Consider the following 16,297-nt stretch of genomic DNA (forward strand, 5'->3'; position numbering starts at 1 on the left):
ATCAGGCGGAGCGTGAACCCCGCAGGTCGGCGAGCGGACGCGCGGCCGGGCCGACGCCGAGCGGGCGCGCGTGCTGTTGCAGCGTCGGATGCACGCGGACCCGGCCGTCGTCGACATGGCGCCAGATGTTGAGCGCGGTCGTGCGGACCGCGGCGGCCAAGCGGTGGTCGAACGCCATCCGGTCCACCGGCCCGCACACCGAGACCGCCGCCGCCGCGGGCGCGCCCGGGTCACCGATCGGGGCGGCGATACACCCGAACCCGACCAGTGATTCCTCGCGTTCGACCGCGACACCGTGCGCGCGCACCTTGGTCAGTTCGGCGTCGAGCTGTGCCTTGGTGGTGATGGAGTACCTGGTCCGCGCGGTGGCCTGCCCGGCGAGGACATCGGCGACGCGGCGCTCGTCGGCGTAGGCCAGGATCGCCTTGCCGACGGCGGTACCCGCCGCCGGACGCCGGCCGCCCACCCGGGTGGGCACCGACAGGTCACCGCCGATCTTGTCCAGGTACACCACATCCGGGCCGTCGAGCACGGCCAGGTGCACCACGAACCCGGTCACCCGGTGCAGCTCGTGCAGGAACGGCATGGCCGCGCGATGCAGCCGGTCCTGATGCACGGCCAGCGACCCGAGCTCCATCAACCGGATGCCGAGCTCGTAGTCGCGGCCTTCACGCCGTAGCCAGCGCAACTGCACGAGCCGCTCCAGCATGCGATGCGCCGAGGACCGGGGTAGCCCGGTCCGGCGCACGATCTGGGCGAGGGTGAGCCTGCCCGGTCCGTCGAACGCGTCGAGCAGCAGGGACGCGCGGTCCAGGATCGCGCTGGGGGTGGTGGCTTCGGCCTGGATGACCATGGAGCTCTCCATTCGGATCTACGAGCTGATGCCGAATCGCATATTTCGATTAGGCATATACCTATTCATACCATCCCGTGTGTGCGTTGTCACATGAATCGCCGATGTGTATGGAAACGACGACGACCCCCGGCCCGAGCGGAGTGCTCGGGCCGGGGGCCGTCGGAGGGCGGTACGCGGGGATTACATGGCGGCCAGCGGCTCGCTGCCGGACCAGTCGTGGCCCCAGTAGCTGTCGGCGGTGATCTCCTCGGCGCTGTAGTAGCGCTCGTCGACGCGCATGCCCTCGGTGCCGAACTCGATGTCCCAGCCGCCGGGTGCGCGCACGTAGAACGACACCATCTTGTCGTTGGTGTGGCGGCCCAGCGTCGAGGACACCGAGAAACCGTCCTTGACGACGCGATCGAGGGCCTGGCCGACGGCGTCGAGGGTGTCGACCTCCACCATGATGTGCACCAGACCGGGCGCGCCACCGTGCGGCGCGGGGCACAGCGCGAGGCTGTGATGGCGCTCGTTGATCCCGAGGAACCGCACCCGCATCGGCCCGAACTCCGGCGGCGCCGGAATACGGAACGCGCCACGCGGCAGGAACCCGAGCACATCGGTGTAGAAGTCGAAGCTGCCGTTGGGGTCCATGGTCGGCAGCACGACGTGGCCGAGGCCTTGGGCGCCGGTGACGAACTTCGCGCCGAACGGGGTCACCACCGGGCTGTGATCGAGCACCGCGCCGTGGAAGATCTCCAGCGTCGCGCCGGTCGGGTCCTCGAAGGTGATGACCTCCTCGACCCGGCGCGCGTCGGCTTCCTCGAGCGAGAGCGGCTTGACCGCGATGCCTGCCGCGGTCACCGCCTCCTGCACGCGGACCAGCGCCGCGTGGTCGCGCACCTCCCAGCCGATGGTCACGATGGCGTCGCTGTCGCCCGGCACGACGGTGATGCGCGCGGCGCGCTCGTCCATCCGCAGGTACAGCGCGTTCTCGTCGGGTCCGCTGCCCTGGGCGAAGCCGAGCACGTCGAAGGCGAAGGTGTGCCAGCGGTCCATGTCGGCGGTCTGGATCTTGACGTAGCCGAGGCCCTTGATATCAGTCATTTCCGTTGTCCTTCGTGGTGTCCGGGTCAGATCATCGAGCGCAGGTTGTCCGCGGGCTCGAGACCGAGGGAGCTGACGGCCGAGGCGTGGTACACCGTGCTCGGCACGTGGATGGCGTGGGCGAGGCCGACGTGCGCATCGCGCCAGTAGCGCTGCAGCGGCTTGTCGGTGCGCATGGCGTTGCCGCCGGAGCGGGCGAAGATCTGGTCGACGGCGGTGACCGCGCGCCAGGCCGCGCGGACCTGGGTGCGCCGCACCGCGGCCCGTTCGGCGAAGGTGATCTCCTTGCCCGCGTCGACGGCGTCGAAGATCTTGTCCGCGTTCGACAGGAGTTCCTGGCGCGCGGCATTGATGTCGGCGGCGGCCTCGCCGATGGCGAAGAGCACGTACGGATCGTCCTTGACGGCGGTGCCCTGCGCGCCGACCCGGTCGCGCTGGTAGTCCAGGTGCGCGGCCAGCGCGCCTTCGGCGATGCCGACCACCGCGGAGCTGATACCGAGGGGGAACATCGTCGACCACGGCATCTTGTACAGCGTCTCGGTGACGCCGTATTCCTTCTGCGCGGTGCCGTCGATGACGTGGTCGCCGTTCATCACCCGGTAGTCGGGCACGAAGGCGTCCTTGACGATGATGTCCTTGGAGCCGGTGCCCTTGAGGCCGACCACATTCCAGGAGTCCTCGACGATGGTGTAGTCCTGGCGCGGCAGGATCATGTGCAGCATGGTCGGCGGCAGCGCCATCGAGCCGTCGGGGTTGCCGAGCATGGCGCCCAGGAAGATCCAGTCGCAGTGGTCGGTGCCGGAGCTGAACTGCCAGCGGCCGTTGAAGATGTAGCCGCCGTCGACCGGGCGGGCGATACCGGTCGGCGCGTACGGCGAGGCCATCCAGGTGTCGTGGTCGTCGGCCCACACCTCGTCCTGCACCTTCGGACTCGCGAAGGCCAGCTGCCACGGGTGCACGCCGACGATGCCGGCGATCCAGCCGCTGGCCGGATCCAGTGCGGCCGTGGCCATCACCGTCTCGGCGAACTCACGCGGATGCGCCTCGTAGCCGCTGTACTTCTTGGGCTGCAGCAGGCGGATCGGGCCCGCCGTCTTGAGCAGCTGGGCGGTGGCGTCGGGCAGCTGCCCGAGACGCTCCGCCTCCGGGGCCTGATCGCGCAGCTGGTCGGCGATCGCGGCGATGTTGTCGAGAACCTTGGTCATCGCAGGTGGTGCTTTCTGTTCGGAGTGATCAGTGTCAGGACATGGTGTTCAGCACGGCGCCGCGGGCGATGTTGTCGGCCACCTCGGCCTCCCAGCTGGTCACCGCGCGTTCGGTGTCGATCTCGAATTCGAAGCGCTTGGTCATGTCCTCGGTGACGTCCTCGACGTCGACATAGAACTGCTTGTACCAGCGGCGCAGCTGGTAGACCGGCCCGTCCTCCTCCGACAGCAGCGGGTTGTCGATCGGGGCCTTGTTCTTCCAGATCTCGATGTCCTGTTCGAAGCCGACCTCGACGCCCGCGGCGAACTGGGCGGCCATGGCGGTCGCGTCGTCGTCGGACATGCCCTGCGGCTTCTTCACCATCGCGCCGTACTGGAGCACGAAAGAGTTGTCGCTGACGGGGTAGTGGCAGTTGATCAGCACCGTCTCGATCGTCATGCCCTGGGCCTCGCTCCAGAGCCAGTCGATCATGTACGACGGGCCGAAATACGAAGCGTCCGAACGTAAGGTGGAGTTCGGGTCGTCATAGTTGGTGCCGACCTCGATATCCTGGCGCGGGGTCGAGCGCATGTACTGGGTGGCGGTGTGCCCCTCGAAAACATTCTTGAAGTAGCGCGGGAACGCGTAGTGCACGTAGAAGAAATGCGCCATGTCGACGACGTTGTCGACGATCTCGCGACAGTGCGAGCCTTCGATGAGCATCGAGTTCCAGGTCCAGTCGGTCCACTCGTCGGTGCCATAGCCCTCGATCTCGGGGATGGTCACCTCGTCGGTGGGCTTGCTGCCCTGCGGGTCGTGCCAGATGTAGAGCTGGCCGTTGCGCTCGAGGGTCGGCCAGGAGCGGGTCTTGGCCAGCGGGGGCACCCGGCGCGCGTAGGGGATCGCGGTGCACTTGCCGTTGCCGCCCCAGCGCCAGTCGTGGAACGGGCAGGCGATCGAGTCGCCCTTGACCGTGCCGTGGGCGAGGTTGCCGCCCATGTGGCGGCAGAAGCCGTCGAGCACGTGCAGCGCGCCGTCGGACTCGGACTGGAACACCACCAGCGTGGTACCGAAGGCCTTGACTTCGTGCGGCTTGCCGTCGCGGAACGACGAGAGCAGGCCGAGGCAGTGCCAGCCGCGGGCGAAACGCGTCGGCGCGTCGGCGGCCTCGATCTGCCGGTAGTCGGCGGTCGCGTCGAGTGTGCTGCCGTTCGGCGGGTTCTCCGGCATCGAAACCTCCATGTTCGGACGGAGTGGGATGAGCTGCGCCGATGGTCGCGCTCCCAGGGCCCACCCGCGCCGCCGTCCTCCCGGTCAGCGGACATGTTTTCGGTGGGACTCGCGGCTGTCCCGATCAGCGGGAGAGGAACCGATCACAACCGGACCGCGGTTCTAGCGTGGCGTCCATCCCCAGCAGGAGAGGAATGCTCATGGCTACCGTCGCGATGGTCCTGGAGACCGACGCCATCCGGATGTTCGCCGAGGCCGCGCGCTCGCACGATCCGGCCTATCGGCTCGCCGAGCGGCCCGTGGTGCCGCCGACTTTCCTGCCCGCCGGCCTCGGCGCGGGCGAGCGCGCCGAAACCGATCACCGGTTCTTCGGCCCGCCGCCGCGCGCGGGTGACCAGCTGACCGTCATCCGCACCGGCGCCCCGGCCCGCCCGGCGGCCGAATCGCTGACCCGCTACTTCGACCGCACCGGCGGCCTGGTGGCCGAATCCTGGGCGGCCGCCGAAGCCGGTGCGGGCGAACCGGTCTCGCCGCAGGCCACCGCGCTGCTGGCCACCTACGCCACCGACTGGCTCGGCGCGGAGAACATCCGCCGGTTCCGCACCAGGGTGCTGCGGGCCCTGCCGTCGGGCGAATCGCTGACCTGCACCGGTCACATCACGCAGAGTTACGTGCAGGACGGCGAAGCGCGCGTGGATGTCACCCTGGCCGGGACCGACGCCACGGGCGCGGTCGTCGTCCGCGCGTGGGCGAGCTTCGCCCGCGACTGACCCCGCCGAGCAGGAGCGCCATGCCAGAGACCACCACCGACCTCGCCGCCCGGATCGCCCGGCTGGAGGCCATCGAGGCGATCACCGCCCTCAAGCACCGCTACTTCCGCGCGTGCGACGCCAAGGACCCGATCGGTTTCCGCGACTGCTTCCTGCGCGCGGGCGCCGAACTCGACTACGGCACGCTGGGCAGACACGATGCCGACGGCATGGCCGCGGTGTTCGCCTCGATCGCGCTGCGGCAGGTCGACGGCGCACCGGTGATCTTCGACATGCATCACGGTGTGCACCCCGACATCACCGTGCACGACGCGGAGTCCGCGAGCGGCCGGTGGACGCTGCGTTTCCGGCAGGTGAACATGCTCGACCGCACCGAGTCGGTGACCACCGGTGAATACGCCGACGAATACCGGGTAGAAGACGGTCACTGGAAGATCGCGCACTGCACCTTCACCCAGCTCTGGTCGATCACCCGCCCGATCGGTGCCGACTGCCGGGTGAAAAACGGGTGATTCCGCCACGCCGGGCGCCGCGCGATGGTGAGGTGTTCATAATGCACATCGAGGTTCGGAGGTAGTACGACATGTCGCGACGCTACGAAGGCAAGGTCGCCTTCATCACCGGTGCGGCCCGTGGCCAGGGCCGCTCCGAGGCGGTCCGGCTCGCGGAGGAAGGGGCCTCGATCATCGCGATCGATGTGTGCGCGGACTTCGCCAGCACCACCTACGCGGGCGCCACCGAGGAGGACCTGGCCGAGACGGTGCGCCTGGTCGAGGCCGCCGGCGGCAAGATCGTCGCGAGCAAGGCCGACGTCCGGGATTTCGACGCGCTCAGCGCCGCGCTGCACGCGGGTATCGCCCAGTTCGGCCGCCTCGATGTGGTCGTGGCCAATGCCGGCATCTGCTCGGGTGCGATGTCGTGGGAGATCACCGCCGAGCAGTGGCAGGAGACCATCGATGTCAACCTGACCGGTGTCTTCCACACCGCCAAGGCGGCGATCCCGTACCTGATCGAGCAGGGCGAGGGCGGGGCGATCGTGTTCACCAGCTCGGTGGCCGGGCTCAAGGGCATGCCGTTCACCGGGCACTATGTCGCCACCAAGCACGCCATCACCGGCCTGGCCAAGACGATGGCCAATGAGCTGGGCGAGTACAGCATCCGGGTCAACACCGTGCATCCGGCCGGGGTGGCCACCGGGATGAACATGGTGGAGCTGGGCCCGCTGTTCGAGAAGCACGCGGCCACCCTGGCGCCGATCTTCATGAACGCGCTGCCCACCTATCTCACCGATCCCGGTGACATCGCCGCCGCCGTGGCGTGGCTGTGCTCGGACGAGGCCGGGCAGGTCACCGGCGCGCAGATCCCGGTGGACATGGGCAACCTGAACCGCTGACCCGCCGGATTGGTATTTTTATACCACTCACCCTAGGGTGGTATGAAAATACCAACTGGAGGCGTGATGGTGGAGTTGAAGTCGCCCGCGGAGATCGAGCGGATGCGGGTGACCGGCCGGTTCGTCGCCGACGTGCTGGCCGGCGTCCATGCGAAGGCCGCCGTCGGGGTGAACCTGCTCGAGCTGGAAGCGTATGTGCGGGAACGGATCCGCGAGCGCGGCGCGGTCTCCTGCTACTGGGACTACGCGCCCTCGTTCGGTCGCGGACCGTTCCGCAACACCGTGTGCCTGGCCGTCAACGACGCGGTGCTGCACGGACTTCCGCACGATTATGTGCTGCGCGACGGCGACGTGCTCACCGCCGATCTGGCCGTCACCATCGACGGCTGGGCCGCCGACTCCGCGGTGACCACCATCGTCGGCACCCCCGATCCGGCCGATCAGCGGCTCGTGCGCGCCACCGAGGACGCCCTGGTCGCCGGCATCGCGGCCGCGCAGCCCGGCGGTCACCTCGGCGACATCTCCGCCGCCGTCGCCGGCGTCGCGCGCGACTACGGCTATCCGGTCAACACCGAATTCGGCGGGCACGGCATCGGCCGCACCATGCACGAGGACCCGCACGTGGCCAACACGGGCCGTCCCGGTCGCGGCTTCCGCCTGCGCCCAGGGCTCACCGTGGCGATCGAGCCCTGGTTCGCGGCAGGCACCGCGCAGGTCGTCACCGACGCCGACGGCTGGACGATCCGGTCCGCGGACGGCTCCCGGTGCGCGCACAGTGAACACACCATCGCGATCACCGCCGACGGGCCGAGCATCCTCACCCTCGCGGGCTGAGCGTCCGCGCGGGTCAGGCGGATTCGGCGACCCGCTCGACGCGGTAGACCTCGGCGAGCTCGGCCAGCGGCAGCGACAGCGCCTCGGCCAGGCCGACGACGGTACCGAAAGCGGGGGAGGGCAGGCGCCCGGACTCGATCTTGCGCAGCGTCTCCGGCGAGATCCCCGCCGCCTGGGCCACCTCACCGAGCTCGCGCTCGCCGCGCGCGGTGCGCAGCCGGCGACCGAGGCGACGGCCTGCTTCGACCTGGGCCGGACTGAGGGGGAGACGCACCATGGCATCGAGGGTACCCCGGCACGGCCGACGGGCCGATGATCATCGATCACCGGCCCGGACGGGGAACCCGCGTCAGTACGCCGTGCCACCGGTGGCCGGCGTGCGGCCGTGCCGCATGGTCACGGCCAGGACCAGCGCCACCAGCGAGGTCGCCGCGCAGACCCAGAAGCCCAGCTCATAGCCCTGATCGCCGAAGATGTCCGGAATCGGGGTGTCGGGTACCGGCTGCCCGCCGACACTGATCTGCGCGCTCATCGCGGCCTGGTGCAGGAACGCGGTGACCACGGCCAGGCCGATGGCCACACCCATCGACTGCATGACACCGAGCATGCCGAGGCTGATGCCCTGCTGTTCCTGCGGTACCGCCTCCACCATGAGAATCGGCATGGCCGCGTAGTAGAAGCCGAAGCCGATACTGAACACCGCGTTGACCAGCAGGAACACCGTGCTGGAATGCGGGAGCACCGCGAAGGCCACCGCCGAGCCGACGAAGATCGTCAGCGCGACCACCAGCGGGATCCGCGCCCCGACGCGGCGGGCGATGACACCGGCGAGCGCACCGCAGATCATGGTGACCACGGCCCCCAGCAGCGCGATGCGCACCGCGAATTCGAGGAGGCTGTAGCCACTGCCGTAGCTGTATCCGGGATCCAGGTGCACCAGTACCGCCTCGAGCGGCAGCTGCTGACCGGTCTGGGCCTGCACCCCGGCGAGGGTGCCCTGCTGCACGCCCGCGGTCACCGTCGCCTCGTCGGGCGTCTGGGACATGTAGGCGATGGCGTAGGACACGATGCCGATCTGCAGCGAGGCGAACAGCGCGCCGGCCAGCACCATCGCGACCCGCGGATGGAACAGCAGCCCCATGTCCATGATCGGCTGCGCGACCCGGGTCTCCACCAGCACGAACAGGATCAGCAGCACCACGCCGGTGATCACCCACGCCAGGGTGGTCGGCTTGCTCCAGCCCCAGTCGTGGCCCTTGTCCAGGTAGATCAGGATGAGCGCGGCGCCACCGGCGAGCAGCGCGGCCCCGACCACATCGATGCGCTGCTTCACCCGCAGCTTCGACTCCGGCACCACGAAATAGACCAGCGGCAGCATCACCACGGTGAAGATCGCCAGCGACCAGAAGATCGCCCGCCAGCTGTAGTTGTCGACCAGGAAGCCGCCGAGCAGCGGACCGGCGATGGCGGAGACGCCGAGGCCGGTGGCGGTGATGCCGAGGCCGAGCGGCACGTACTTGCGCGGCATCAGGTCGCGGATCAGGCCGTAGGCGATGACCGCGGTCGCGATGGCGGTGGCCTGCAGACAGCGGCCGAGCAGGAAGATGCCCCAGTTCGAGGTGGTCGCGTCCAGGACGCAGCCGATCACGAACAGCACACCGCAGATGAGGAACATCCGCTTCTTGCCCCAGACATCGCTCATCTTGCCGATCAGCGGGGACGCGGCCGCGCCGATCAGGCCGAAAACGATGATGGCCCAGTTGATGTCGGCGCCGACGCCGGGGAAGGTGGGCGCGATCTTCTGTAGTGCCGCCGAGACGATCGTGTACTGCATGGGCGCGATCTCGGTGAACAGCACGATGACCGCGAGGACGGCGAAGATGCGGGCACGCGAGGCGCCGTCGAGCCGTCCGGTGTCGTTGTCCGGGTCGGTGCGGTCCGGGGTGGGTGGATCTTGAGGAATGGTGGACATGGCCACGCTCCGATGTTCGGGAACTGCGTTCGAGAGTGGAAACGACCGTGCGCGAGGCGATGTGATCTGGATCGCACAAGATCTGCACGGAGTATGTGACCGAGCGAGCGCTGGGTTGGTGTTATTCGCGGTTTGTCCCGCTGAGCGGGTCATCCTGTCCTGGCAGGTGATTCACCGGTGGAATGACGGCGCACCGGCCGGTTCGCCCCGGCATGGATGCGGCTGTGCCGCCGCGTAACCCGAATTCTTCCGATCGGATGTTATGCGTTATGGCTATGGCTATGGCGCATCATGGGTGGGTATGGCGCTGATCCCGGGGTAGGTCGGGTCGGCAAGTCGGAGGGAAGACTCATGAAGTTCAGGCAGTTGCTGGCCGCCGGAGTGCTCACCGTGGCGGCGACGGGCATCGCCGCGGCCACCGCGCACGGCGCCCCGGTCCCGGGAGCGGCGGTGTCCGGCGTCGACGGCGCCGTCGCCTACACCGCCACGATCGTCCCGGACGGATCGGCGTCGACGGTGGCGCTGACCGCGGGCACCTTCGAGCTCACGCCCGAGGCGGGTGTCGCCGTGCTGGCGCCGGACGGGAGCCGGGTCGGCTTCATCCCGACCACCGTGCAGACGGTGGCAGGCCCTGCGGTGCGGGTGATTCCCGAGGTCGACGCCGCGGCCACGACACTCACCCTCACTCCGGTGGGCGCGCCCGCGCTGAATCCGGTGGCGTTGCAGCACATCGACCAGACCGGCAATATCGTCGCAGGCGTCGCGGTGGGCTGTGTCGTCGGCGCGCTGATCGGCCTGATCTTCCTGGTGGTCAGCGCCATTCCGGGCTGTGTGATCGGCGCGGTGATCGGCGGGATCATCGGGGCGAACCAGCGGTAGGGACGTGCGTCAGCGGTAGGGCGTGTGCCGGCAGTAGTGGGGATGCGCGCAGGGGGTGGGTGCGGCGCTGCCTGCCGCCTCGCGAATGTCGGTGTCGGTCAAGGTGATGCGGTGAATGCGCCGTTCACGAGGACGGGCGCGACCTGGTCCGCGTCGAGTTCGGTCGCGAGCGCGACATCGTCGGCGAAGCCGATCGCGGCCAGTTCGCGCCCGGACGCGGAGTCCGTGATCGTCGCGGGCACATCGGCCAGGTTCGTGAAAGTGCTTGCCGCCGAGGATGCTTCGGGTGAGGGGTCGGTGGCGCCGTGGTCGAGGAGGGAGGCGGTGAGTGCTCCCGCGCCGAGCCAGTCCTCCAGTGCGGGGCGCAGGACCTCGCTGCCGGGCCACTGTTCCCCCGCCGCCACGATCGCGATCGGGTGCGCGGGTGTGCCCCAGCCCCGCGCGGTCAGCTCCCGCGCGACCGCGCCGTGATTGCGCAGGCACGCCGCGACCACCGTCGCCCCGCGGAGTCCCGTCGCGATGGCGGAACCGTTGGGGGAGGGCAGCACCAGCCGCGCGGTGAACGGGGCCCGTCGGATCGCCGCGGGCGACAACGACCATGGCTGCGCGGCACTCACCTCCCGCCGCCCGACTGCCAGCGCGGCGTCGTGTCCGTCGGCGAAGGCCCGCGCGGAATCATCGCGCCACCGGTGCGGATACACCACTGTTCCCTGCGCGACCGCCACCGAGACCGAGGTGGTGAACGACAACACGTCGACGACCACCACACAGGCAGCGCCCGCCCCGATCACCGCGGCCCCGCCGCGCCCCCACTCCACCCGGATCCCGAACCCCGCCTGCCGCGCCCACTGTGGCACCGAAACCTCCCCGTCGCTCGGACAATCCACCAGTTCATCACGAAACGGGACCGGCGCGGGCACCTCGGCCCGATGATCAGAGGGTGATCCAATAGCGTTGCGCGGGACCGAGTTCGGTATCGACAACACCTTCGAGGACGCCGCCGCCCCGGCGGATCGTCCGCGCCGAGGCGTTATTGCCGGCCGCGCAGACCAGCAGGACCCGGTCCATGCCGAGTCGCCGGGCCCGTTCCAGCATGCACCCCAGCGCCCAGCCGGCCAGCCCGTGCCCGCGCGCGCTCGGCCGGATGCCGAAGCCGATGTGCCCGGCCCACCGCACGTGGTCGTCGAGCTGATGGTGCAGCGCGATCCCGCCGAGGACCTGGGAATCGTCGACGATCCACCGGTAGGTGGTCTGTGCCGATTCGCCGGCCATCCGCCGTATCCAGCCCGCGAACCCGGTCGCCGAGTCGATCTCGTCGGCCGCGGTCAGGCCGAAGCCGTCCTCGTGGCGGCCGGGTCCCCACTCGGCGTGCGCGTCGAGCCACGCGCGGTGCAGCCGCGATGTCGGGGCGATGAGCCGCGCCGTCTGGTGACCGGTCACCGTTGCGCGAGCCACTCGGTCAGCAGCGCGGGCGCGGCCAGGTCGGCGGACAGGGCCGCGTGATCCGCGGCGGTGAGCTCGACCGCGGCGAATTCGCGGTGCCAGTGGGCGAGCCGGTCGGTCTCGTCCGCGGCGGCGGCGAATTCGGCCAGTGCCGCGTAGGCGCGGGCCCGGTCGGCGGCGGACGCGGCGGCGCCGAAGCGGCGCAGGCCCACTTCCAGTGCCCGGGTCGCGGCGCGGTCGTCGTTCTTGAAATCGCGCAGGATGCGGGCATTGTCGAGGACCCGCGCCAGGCCGGTCAGCTGCCGGGAACCGCCGTACTCGAGTTCCGCCGGTTCGTCGCGCTGGATCACCAGCAGTGTGTTGCCGACCGGGTCGATCAGTGAGAAGCGGGACTGGCCGGGGCGGAAGCGGGTGATCCGCGGGCAGCCTTTGGCCGGGATCTTCCCGTAGTGCGCACGCAGCGCGGTGGTGTACGCGGCGTGCCGTTCGGCCACATCGTCGACCATCAGCAGCGCGCCGACGTGCTCGATGGGCAGCTCGACCCCGGGTGGCGCCGAGGTGAAGTGCAGGGCGCACCCGTTGGCTTCGACCACGCCGTAGACATAGGGCCTGGTCTGTTCATGGGTGACGGTGAAGCCGAGTGCGCGGTAGAAGTCGAGGGTGCTCGGCAGTTCGCCACCCCACAGCATCGGCACTGCGGTGTCGGTCATCGGTAGCCCTTCCGGAGAACGAGTCGGTCGGCTCCGAGGTTAAGAAGACTTTCGCGAAACCGCCCGTACCATTTGCGGCGGTCCGGCCGGCTGCTCGGCGGCGGTCCGGTGGCGACGGCGCTAGGCTTCGGATATGACCAACCGCTTGGGCGAGGCCGGGACCGCGAACTTCGTACTGCTCACCACTTTTCGCAAGGACGGGACGCCGGTGGGAACGCCCCTGTGGGCCGTCGCGCGCGAGGACAAGCTCTATGTCTGGACCGTCACCGACAGCTGGAAGGTCAAGCGGATCCGGCGCAATCCCGAGGTCACCCTGCAACCCTGCAACGCCAAGGGTGACGCTCGCGGCGAGATCGTGACCGGCACCGCCCGGCTGCTCGACGCCGGCGAGACCGAGCGGGTGCGTTCCTGGCTGCGCCGCAAGTACTGGCTGACCGGGCCGCTGGTCATTCTGGGCAGCAATCTGCGGCGCGGCAAGGCAGGCACCATCGGCATCGAGATCACCCCCGCCTGAAAACCCCGAACCTATATCCGGTACTGACGGTATCGGATACTGTGGGGACCCGGCGGACACTTGTCGAAGGGATCCCACATGGCCGACACACGCAATCGGGCAGTCATCGTCGCGGGCGCACGGACCCCGTTCGTGCGCGCGTTCACCGATTTCACCCGCCTCGACAGCATCGCCCTGGCGGGAGCGGCGGTGCGTGGCCTGCTCGACCGCAGCGGCATCGCGCCGGCCGAGATCCAGTCCATCGTGTGGGGCGGGGTGGTGCTGCCCAGTCACGCGCCCAATATCGCCCGCGAGGTGGCCCTCGACCTGAACCTCGATTTCGGGTGCGAGGGCTACACCGTGACCCGGGCCTGCGCCTCCGGCCTGCAGGCGGTCACCTCGGCGGCGGCCGCGATCGAGCGCGGCGAATACGACATCATGATCGCCGGTGGCAGCGATTCCACCAGCAATGCCGAGATCAAGCTGCCCCAGAAGGTGGTGCACGCGGTCGCGCCGGTCGCCCTGGGGAAGCCGAAGGCCAAGGACTACCTCGATGTGGTGCGCCAGCTCGCGCCGTTCACCGATGTGCTGCCGCGTCAGCCCAAGATCGCCGAACGCACCACCGGCGAGGTGATGGGGGAGTCGGCCGAGAAGATGGCCAGGATCAACGGCATCAGCCGCGCCGACCAGGACGCCTTCGCCGCCCGCTCACACCAGCGCGCCGCCGCCGCGATCGCCTCGGGCCGCTTCGACGACGAGGTGGTTCCGCTGACCACGCCTGCGGGCACCCGGATCGAGACCGACGGCCTGGTCCGCGCCGGCACCAGTATCGAGAAACTGTCCACGCTGCGACCGGTCTTCGCCGAGGGCGGCACTGTCACCGCGGGCAATGCCAGCCCGCTCACCGACGGAGCCTCGGCAGTGCTGCTCATGAGCGAGGCGAAGGCGCGCGCACTCGGCTACACGCCGCTGGCCGCGTTCCGGTCGTGGAGCTTCGTCAGTGTCGACCCGGCCGACCAGGTACTCATCGGCCCGGCGATCTCGATGCCGCGCGCACTCGACAAGGCCGGAATGTCGCTGGCCGACATCGATCTCGTCGACATCCACGAGGCCTTCGCCGCACAGACCCTCTCGGTGCTGCGCATGCTGGAGAGCACCGAATGGGCCAAGGCGCGGCTGGGCCGCGACGAACCGGTCGGCGCGGTCGACATCGATCGGCTCAATGTGCACGGCGGGTCGATCTCGCTGGGTCATCCGTTCGGCGCCACCGGCGCGCGCATGGTGACCACCATGGCCAACGAGCTCGCGCGGACCGGCAAAGAGACCGCGCTGCTGGGGATCTGCGCGGCCGGTGGCATCGGCGCCTCGGCGGTGCTCGAGCGCGTGTGAGCGGTGGCGCTATGGGGGTAGCGCGGCGCGGTAGCGGCTCAGTTCGGCGGCGGCGTCGAGCATGTCGGCGCCCTGGGTGGTGAGTCTTCGCTGCCACTGGTCGAGTGTGGCGGCGAGTTCCTCGGTGCTGCCCGCCGCGCGGACCTGCCGCACGACCGTGGCGATCCGGTCGAGGAGGTAGCCGCCGCGGCGCAGCAGGTGGGCGAGTTCGGCGTCACGGAGATCGGTGGGGCCGTAGCGCCGGTAGCCGGTGGCGGGATCGCGTGTGGGGGTGAGGATTCCGGCGTCCTCCCAGGCGCGCAGGGTCGCCGGGGTGACCTGGAGCCGGTGCGCGAGTTCGCCGATGGTCCTGGTGCCGGCGGGGAGATCGGGCAGGTCCGCGGATTCGGTGGATTCGGTGGATTCGGAGGTGAGGTGGTCGACGGCCCGGCGGACCGCGGCGAGTGTCTCGCGGTCGCGGAGCAGCCGGTGGTGGCCGCGATCGATGACCGTGAGCGCCTGGTCCAGGTCGCCGTCGTGGAGTGCGAGCATGATCGCGCCCGCCGTCGCGTGCCCGTAGGCGGGGATCAGCGCGAGGTAGGCGCGCAGCGCGGCCGCGTGCGTGCCGGTGTAGATCCGGTAGCCGGTGGGGGTCCGTTCGGCGGGCGGGAGGTACCCGGCCTCTTCGTAGTTGCGGACCGCCTGGGTCGAGATGCCGTGTTCACGCGCCAGGTCCGCCGGTCGTAGGTTTCTCACCGGTTGGAGACTTTACGGCACAATTCCGATGGTGACCGCGCCGAAGTCTCCACCGTTCTTTCAACGATACGATGGAGACACATGAGCCAGGAAATTGAGAGCTTCGTCCCGACCTCGTGTACCGTGCTGGCGCTGGGAGAACCCACCCATCGCGAACCCGGCTTCGCCCTGCTGCGCAACGAACTGCTCGCCCGGCTGGTCGACCACGGGTTCCGATCGATCGCCCTGGAAACCGACCGGGTCGCCGCCCTCGCCGTGAACGACTACGTGCGCGGTGGGCCAGGCACCCTCGACGAGGTGCTGCGCTCGGGTTTCACCCACGGCTTCGGCGAGCAGCCGGCCAATCGCGAACTCCTCACCTGGCTGCGCGCATACAACGCCGGCCGGCCCGCCGCCGAGCAGGTCACCTGCCACGGCTTCGACGCCACGATGGAGACCATGAGCGCGCCCAGCCCCCGTCGCTACCTCGAATTCGCCCGCGACTACCTGGATCTCGACCTCGAGATCGCCGATTTGGCCGGCGCGGACGACCGGTGGAGCCGCACCGAGGCGGTCATGGACGCGGCGGTTTCCCCGGGCGCCACCGCGGCGGCCGATCAGCTGCGGGTGCTCGCCGACGATCTGCTCGTCACCCTCTACTCCCGGGCACCGGAACGCATCGAGGCCACCTCGTACACCGAATGGCGCAGGGCGGCAATCCATCTCACCGCCGGACTGGGCCTGCTCCGCTATCACCGGCAGGCCGCGCAGCCGCTGGACGATGCGGCCCGCTGGTCCCGGCTCTCGGCCACCCGCGACGCCCTCATGGCACAGAACCTGCTCGACATCAGGACCGATGAAGCCCGCCGCGGCCCGACCCTGGTCTACGCGCACAACCTGCACCTGCGCCGCACGGCGAGCACCATGCGCATGGGGCCGATGGACCTCACCTGGGCCGGCGCGGGAGAAATCCTCGGCGCGCTCCTGGGCGAGCAATACACGGTGGTGCTCGGCAGTCTCGGCCGCAGCGCCACCCTCGACCTCGGCGACCCCGCACCCGGCACCTACGAGCGCGCGCTCCAGGACCGCACCCCGACCTGGGGCATCACCCGCGCCTCGGCGATCGGCACCGCGGACACCCGCACCGACACCACCCCCTACCAGGGCTACTTTCCGCTAGACCCCGACACCGTCGCCGGGGCCGAAGCCATCCTGCACCTGAGCGCGGGTCAGCTGCTGCCCGGCAACGGCTATGAGCGCTATCTCGCACGGGCACGCGGCGAGGCAGGTCAGCTGACAACGGACCGGTGACAGCGCCGGTTGCGCAGGTTGCTCCAGTGGCG

Annotated in this window: 18 protein-coding genes; 8 read left to right on the plus strand and 10 right to left on the minus strand. The window is 69.7% G+C overall.

Annotated features, from left to right (window positions below):
• Window position 1: 1 nt before the first annotated feature.
• From ACFXK0_RS20210 to ACFXK0_RS20225, 4 genes are all read right to left on the minus strand, one after another.
• The gene (locus tag ACFXK0_RS20210) at window positions 2-853 is read right to left on the minus strand and encodes an IclR family transcriptional regulator (RefSeq protein WP_379412045.1); all 852 of its coding nucleotides are present in this window, start codon (window positions 851-853) and stop codon (window positions 2-4) included.
• Window positions 854-1,036: 183 nt separating this feature from the next.
• The gene (gene bphC, locus ACFXK0_RS20215; protein WP_379412046.1) at window positions 1,037-1,942 is read right to left on the minus strand and encodes a biphenyl-2,3-diol 1,2-dioxygenase; all 906 of its coding nucleotides are present in this window, start codon (window positions 1,940-1,942) and stop codon (window positions 1,037-1,039) included.
• 26 nt (window positions 1,943-1,968) lie between these two features.
• Window positions 1,969-3,147, minus strand: coding sequence for an acyl-CoA dehydrogenase family protein (locus ACFXK0_RS20220; RefSeq protein WP_379412047.1), 1,179 nt, complete (start codon window positions 3,145-3,147; stop codon window positions 1,969-1,971).
• 34 nt (window positions 3,148-3,181) lie between these two features.
• The gene (locus tag ACFXK0_RS20225; RefSeq protein ID WP_379412048.1) at window positions 3,182-4,357 is read right to left on the minus strand and encodes a Rieske 2Fe-2S domain-containing protein; all 1,176 of its coding nucleotides are present in this window, start codon (window positions 4,355-4,357) and stop codon (window positions 3,182-3,184) included.
• A gap of 200 nt (window positions 4,358-4,557) precedes the next feature.
• On the opposite strand from ACFXK0_RS20225, the gene ACFXK0_RS20230 reads away from it, so the two are divergent.
• The 4 genes from ACFXK0_RS20230 (at window position 4,558) to map (ending at window position 7,354) form a co-directional block, all read left to right on the plus strand.
• Window positions 4,558-5,127 carry a hypothetical protein gene (locus ACFXK0_RS20230; protein ID WP_379412049.1) on the plus strand — a complete coding sequence of 190 codons (570 nt, stop codon included), beginning with the start codon at window positions 4,558-4,560 and terminating at the stop codon, window positions 5,125-5,127.
• Window positions 5,128-5,147: 20 nt separating this feature from the next.
• Window positions 5,148-5,639 carry a nuclear transport factor 2 family protein gene (locus ACFXK0_RS20235; RefSeq protein ID WP_379412050.1) on the plus strand — a complete coding sequence of 164 codons (492 nt, stop codon included), beginning with the start codon at window positions 5,148-5,150 and terminating at the stop codon, window positions 5,637-5,639.
• A 71-nt stretch (window positions 5,640-5,710) separates the two neighbouring features.
• Complete coding sequence (locus ACFXK0_RS20240; RefSeq protein ID WP_379412051.1) at window positions 5,711-6,520, plus strand: mycofactocin-coupled SDR family oxidoreductase; 810 nt, start codon at window positions 5,711-5,713, stop codon at window positions 6,518-6,520.
• Window positions 6,521-6,586: 66 nt separating this feature from the next.
• Window positions 6,587-7,354, plus strand: a complete 768-nt coding sequence (gene map / locus ACFXK0_RS20245; RefSeq protein WP_379412052.1) for a type I methionyl aminopeptidase — start codon at window positions 6,587-6,589, stop codon at window positions 7,352-7,354.
• 13 nt (window positions 7,355-7,367) lie between these two features.
• Here map and ACFXK0_RS20250 read toward each other — a convergent pair whose 3' ends face one another.
• Window positions 7,368-7,631 carry a helix-turn-helix domain-containing protein gene (locus ACFXK0_RS20250; RefSeq protein ID WP_379412053.1) on the minus strand — a complete coding sequence of 88 codons (264 nt, stop codon included), beginning with the start codon at window positions 7,629-7,631 and terminating at the stop codon, window positions 7,368-7,370.
• Window positions 7,632-7,703: 72 nt separating this feature from the next.
• Entirely contained in the window at window positions 7,704-9,326 is a 1,623-nt protein-coding gene (locus tag ACFXK0_RS20255) for an MFS transporter (RefSeq protein WP_379412054.1), read from the minus strand.
• A 351-nt stretch (window positions 9,327-9,677) separates the two neighbouring features.
• Between ACFXK0_RS20255 and ACFXK0_RS20260 the strand changes: the two genes are divergently transcribed.
• On the plus strand, window positions 9,678-10,205 hold the full coding sequence (locus tag ACFXK0_RS20260) for a hypothetical protein (protein ID WP_379412055.1): 528 nt from the start codon (window positions 9,678-9,680) through the stop codon (window positions 10,203-10,205).
• Window positions 10,206-10,303: 98 nt separating this feature from the next.
• Here the strand turns inward: ACFXK0_RS20260 and ACFXK0_RS20265 are convergent, their stop codons facing one another.
• The 3 genes from ACFXK0_RS20265 to ACFXK0_RS20275 form a co-directional block, all read right to left on the minus strand.
• Entirely contained in the window at window positions 10,304-11,062 is a 759-nt protein-coding gene (locus ACFXK0_RS20265) for a 2-phosphosulfolactate phosphatase (RefSeq protein ID WP_379412056.1), read from the minus strand.
• A gap of 76 nt (window positions 11,063-11,138) precedes the next feature.
• Window positions 11,139-11,645 carry a GNAT family N-acetyltransferase gene (locus ACFXK0_RS20270; RefSeq protein ID WP_379412057.1) on the minus strand — a complete coding sequence of 169 codons (507 nt, stop codon included), beginning with the start codon at window positions 11,643-11,645 and terminating at the stop codon, window positions 11,139-11,141.
• Entirely contained in the window at window positions 11,642-12,358 is a 717-nt protein-coding gene (locus ACFXK0_RS20275; protein WP_379412058.1) for a glyoxalase, read from the minus strand. Before ACFXK0_RS20275 ends, ACFXK0_RS20270 begins: the two co-directional genes overlap by 4 nt.
• A 133-nt stretch (window positions 12,359-12,491) precedes the next feature.
• Here ACFXK0_RS20275 and ACFXK0_RS20280 point away from each other — a divergent pair, with 133 nt between their 5' ends.
• Both ACFXK0_RS20280 and ACFXK0_RS20285 read left to right on the plus strand, forming a co-directional pair.
• Complete coding sequence (locus ACFXK0_RS20280; RefSeq protein WP_379412059.1) at window positions 12,492-12,872, plus strand: PPOX class F420-dependent oxidoreductase; 381 nt, start codon at window positions 12,492-12,494, stop codon at window positions 12,870-12,872.
• A 78-nt stretch (window positions 12,873-12,950) separates the two neighbouring features.
• A complete protein-coding gene (locus ACFXK0_RS20285) occupies window positions 12,951-14,240 on the plus strand; it encodes an acetyl-CoA C-acyltransferase (protein ID WP_379412060.1) in 1,290 nt (429 codons plus the stop codon).
• Window positions 14,241-14,249: 9 nt separating this feature from the next.
• Here the strand turns inward: ACFXK0_RS20285 and ACFXK0_RS20290 are convergent, their stop codons facing one another.
• The gene (locus tag ACFXK0_RS20290) at window positions 14,250-14,975 is read right to left on the minus strand and encodes a TioE family transcriptional regulator (protein ID WP_379412061.1); all 726 of its coding nucleotides are present in this window, start codon (window positions 14,973-14,975) and stop codon (window positions 14,250-14,252) included.
• 81 nt (window positions 14,976-15,056) lie between these two features.
• Between ACFXK0_RS20290 and ACFXK0_RS20295 the strand changes: the two genes are divergently transcribed.
• Window positions 15,057-16,265 (plus strand): erythromycin esterase family protein, encoded by a 1,209-nt coding sequence (locus ACFXK0_RS20295; RefSeq protein WP_379412062.1) that lies wholly within the window; start codon window positions 15,057-15,059, stop codon window positions 16,263-16,265.
• The last annotated feature ends 32 nt before the right edge of the window (window positions 16,266-16,297 follow it).

Source organism: Nocardia sp. NPDC059177 (assembly GCF_042755165.1).
In the GTDB taxonomy this organism is placed as follows: Bacteria; Actinomycetota; Actinomycetes; order Mycobacteriales; family Mycobacteriaceae; genus Nocardia.

Coding starts and splice junctions, on each gene's coding strand:
- ACFXK0_RS20210 (WP_379412045.1), bottom strand. CDS start 853: ATGGTCATCCAGGCCGAAGCCACCACCCCCAGCGCGATCCTGGACCGC.
- bphC (WP_379412046.1), bottom strand. CDS start 1,942: ATGACTGATATCAAGGGCCTCGGCTACGTCAAGATCCAGACCGCCGAC.
- ACFXK0_RS20220 (WP_379412047.1), bottom strand. CDS start 3,147: ATGACCAAGGTTCTCGACAACATCGCCGCGATCGCCGACCAGCTGCGC.
- ACFXK0_RS20225 (WP_379412048.1), bottom strand. CDS start 4,357: ATGCCGGAGAACCCGCCGAACGGCAGCACACTCGACGCGACCGCCGAC.
- ACFXK0_RS20230 (WP_379412049.1), top strand. CDS start 4,558: ATGGCTACCGTCGCGATGGTCCTGGAGACCGACGCCATCCGGATGTTC.
- ACFXK0_RS20235 (WP_379412050.1), top strand. CDS start 5,148: ATGCCAGAGACCACCACCGACCTCGCCGCCCGGATCGCCCGGCTGGAG.
- ACFXK0_RS20240 (WP_379412051.1), top strand. CDS start 5,711: ATGTCGCGACGCTACGAAGGCAAGGTCGCCTTCATCACCGGTGCGGCC.
- map (WP_379412052.1), top strand. CDS start 6,587: ATGGTGGAGTTGAAGTCGCCCGCGGAGATCGAGCGGATGCGGGTGACC.
- ACFXK0_RS20250 (WP_379412053.1), bottom strand. CDS start 7,631: ATGGTGCGTCTCCCCCTCAGTCCGGCCCAGGTCGAAGCAGGCCGTCGC.
- ACFXK0_RS20255 (WP_379412054.1), bottom strand. CDS start 9,326: ATGTCCACCATTCCTCAAGATCCACCCACCCCGGACCGCACCGACCCG.
- ACFXK0_RS20260 (WP_379412055.1), top strand. CDS start 9,678: ATGAAGTTCAGGCAGTTGCTGGCCGCCGGAGTGCTCACCGTGGCGGCG.
- ACFXK0_RS20275 (WP_379412058.1), bottom strand. CDS start 12,358: ATGACCGACACCGCAGTGCCGATGCTGTGGGGTGGCGAACTGCCGAGC.
- ACFXK0_RS20280 (WP_379412059.1), top strand. CDS start 12,492: ATGACCAACCGCTTGGGCGAGGCCGGGACCGCGAACTTCGTACTGCTC.
- ACFXK0_RS20285 (WP_379412060.1), top strand. CDS start 12,951: ATGGCCGACACACGCAATCGGGCAGTCATCGTCGCGGGCGCACGGACC.
- ACFXK0_RS20295 (WP_379412062.1), top strand. CDS start 15,057: ATGAGCCAGGAAATTGAGAGCTTCGTCCCGACCTCGTGTACCGTGCTG.